The organism is Campylobacter sp. BCW_6460, from assembly GCF_001762705.1.
Classification (GTDB): Bacteria; Campylobacterota; Campylobacteria; order Campylobacterales; family Campylobacteraceae; genus Campylobacter_D; species Campylobacter_D jejuni.
Genome location: NZ_MJXI01000005.1, coordinates 1 through 3,339, shown reverse-complemented (window position 1 = coordinate 3,339; position 3,339 = coordinate 1). Strand labels below are relative to the sequence as shown.

Sequence of the window (3,339 nt, the reverse complement as noted above, 5' to 3'; positions counted from 1 at the left end):
AGACTTAGTTCAGGTCTTAGAATCAACTCAGCCGCAGATGATGCTTCAGGGATGGCGATAGCAGATAGTCTAAGATCTCAAGCTAATACTTTAGGTCAAGCTATATCTAATGGTAATGATGCTTTAGGTATCTTACAAACTGCAGATAAAGCTATGGATGAGCAACTTAAGATCTTAGATACAATCAAGACTAAAGCAACTCAAGCAGCTCAAGATGGACAAAGCTTAAAAACAAGAACTATGCTTCAAGCAGATATTAACCGCTTGATGGAAGAACTTGATAATATTGCTAATACTACTTCATTTAATGGTAAACAACTTTTAAGTGGTAATTTTATCAATCAAGAATTTCAAATCGGTGCAAGTTCAAATCAAACTATTAAAGCTACCATAGGCCCAACCCAATCTTCTAAAATCGGTTTAACACGCTTTGAAACTGGAGGAAGGATTTCTGAAAGTGGTGAAGTGCAATTTACTTTGAAAAACTATAACGGTATAGATGATTTTAAATTTCAAAAAGTTGTGATTTCAACTTCGGTTGGAACAGGACTTGGGGCTTTAGCTGAAGAGATCAATAAAAATGCCGATAAAACGGGTGTTAGGGCTACCTTTACAGTAGAGACTCGAGGTATGGGTGCAGTTAGAGAAGGTACTACTTCTGAAGATTTTACTATTAATGGGGTAAAAATCGGCCAGATAGAATATAAAGATGGCGATAGCAATGGTGCTTTAGTTTCTGCAATCAACTCTGTAAAAGATACTACAGGAGTAGAAGCCTCTATAGATGAAAATGGTAAACTTTTGCTCACTTCAAGAGAGGGTAGAGGGATTAAAATTGAAGGTGATATAGGCAAGGGTGCTTTTATCAATCCAAATATGAAAGAAAATTACGGTCGCTTATCTTTGGTAAAAAATGATGGTAAAGATATTTTAATCAGTGGAACAGGATTAACTGCTACTGGATTTGGTGCAAGTAGTTTCATTTCACAAGCTTCTGTTTCTCTAAGAGAATCAAAAGGTCAAATTGATGCCAATGTTGCTGATGCTATGGGGTTTAACTCAGTTGATAAAGGTAATATTTTAGGGGGTTATTCTTCTGTTTCTGCTTATATGAGTAATGCCGGTAGTGGATTTTCGTCAGGTTCAGGTTATTCTGTAGGTAGTGGTAAAAATTATTCCACAGGTTTTGCTAATGTGATAGCTGTTTCTGCAGCTTCTCAACTCTCAGCAGTTTATAATGTATCCGCAGGCTCAGGTTTTTCTAGTGGTTCTAATTTATCTCAATTTGCAACCTTGAAAACTTCAGTTGGAAATACTCTTGGTGTAAAAGATGAAACAGCAGGTGTAACTACACTTAAAGGCGCTATGGCAGTGATGGATATAGCAGAAACTGCTATAACAAATCTTGATCAAATCAGAGCCGATATTGGTTCAGTGCAAAATCAAATCACATCAACTATAAACAACATCACTGTAACTCAAGTAAATGTTAAATCAGCAGAATCTCAAATCAGAGATGTAGACTTTGCTAGTGAGAGTGCAAACTACTCTAAAGCAAATATATTAGCTCAGAGTGGTTCTTATGCTATGGCGCAAGCAAATTCAACACAACAAAATGTTTTAAGATTGCTTCAATAGCACAAGTTAAGTAATTTTTATAAGAATTGCTGCAATATATACAAATCCAAGCCTAGTTTAAATACTAGGCTTTTTTATTTATAAGCTTTAAATTTTTGATTAATTAAAACTTGGAACACTTTTTGCTTTTAATCTTTTCGATGCAATATTTTGAAAGGATTTAAAATGGGTTTTAGGATAAACACCAACATCGGCGCATTAAATGCGCACGCAAATTCAGTTGTTAATTCTAACGAGCTTGATAAGTCTTTAAGCAGACTTAGTTCAGGTCTTAGAATCAACTCAGCCGCAGATGATGCTTCAGGGATGGCGATAGCAGATAGTCTAAGATCTCAAGCTAATACTTTAGGTCAAGCTATATCTAATGGTAATGATGCTTTAGGTATCTTACAAACTGCAGATAAAGCTATGGATGAGCAACTTAAGATCTTAGATACAATCAAGACTAAAGCAACTCAAGCAGCTCAAGATGGACAAAGCTTAAAAACAAGAACTATGCTTCAAGCAGATATTAACCGCTTGATGGAAGAACTTGATAATATTGCTAATACTACTTCATTTAATGGTAAACAACTTTTAAGTGGTAATTTTATCAATCAAGAATTTCAAATCGGTGCAAGTTCAAATCAAACTATTAAAGCTACCATAGGCCCAACCCAATCTTCTAAAATCGGTTTAACACGCTTTGAAACTGGAGGAAGGATTTCTGAAAGTGGTGAAGTGCAATTTACTTTGAAAAACTATAACGGTATAGATGATTTTAAATTTCAAAAAGTTGTGATTTCAACTTCGGTTGGAACAGGACTTGGGGCTTTAGCTGAAGAGATCAATAAAAATGCCGATAAAACGGGTGTTAGGGCTACCTTTACAGTAGAGACTCGAGGTATGGGTGCAGTTAGAGAAGGTACTACTTCTGAAGATTTTACTATTAATGGGGTAAAAATCGGCCAGATAGAATATAAAGATGGCGATAGCAATGGTGCTTTAGTTTCTGCAATCAACTCTGTAAAAGATACTACAGGAGTAGAAGCCTCTATAGATGAAAATGGTAAACTTTTGCTCACTTCAAGAGAGGGTAGAGGGATTAAAATTGAAGGTGATATAGGCAAGGGTGCTTTTATCAATCCAAATATGAAAGAAAATTACGGTCGCTTATCTTTGGTAAAAAATGATGGTAAAGATATTTTAATCAGTGGAACAGGATTAACTGCTACTGGATTTGGTGCAAGTAGTTTCATTTCACAAGCTTCTGTTTCTCTAAGAGAATCAAAAGGTCAAATTGATGCCAATGTTGCTGATGCTATGGGGTTTAACTCAGTTGATAAAGGTAATATTTTAGGGGGTTATTCTTCTGTTTCTGCTTATATGAGTAATGCCGGTAGTGGATTTTCGTCAGGTTCAGGTTATTCTGTAGGTAGTGGTAAAAATTATTCCACAGGTTTTGCTAATGTGATAGCTGTTTCTGCAGCTTCTCAACTCTCAGCAGTTTATAATGTATCCGCAGGCTCAGGTTTTTCTAGTGGTTCTAATTTATCTCAATTTGCAACCTTGAAAACTTCAGTTGGAAATACTCTTGGTGTAAAAGATGAAACAGCAGGTGTAACTACACTTAAAGGCGCTATGGCAGTGATGGATATAGCAGAAACTGCTATAACAAATCTTGATCAAATCAGAGCCGATATTGGTTCAGTGCAAAATCAA

At 35.8% G+C, this 3,339-nt stretch carries 2 protein-coding genes; both read left to right on the top strand.

Going from position 1 to position 3,339, the window contains the following annotated elements; all coding sequences use genetic code 11:
- Positions 1-1,638: flagellin A (locus tag AJ881_RS03725; protein ID WP_070282552.1), on the top strand; the 1,638-nt coding region annotated here is incomplete at its 5' end.
- A gap of 165 nt (positions 1,639-1,803) precedes the next feature.
- Positions 1,804-3,339, top strand: a 1,536-nt coding sequence (locus AJ881_RS03720; RefSeq protein ID WP_070282555.1) for a flagellin A, incomplete at its 3' end; no start/stop codon positions are given.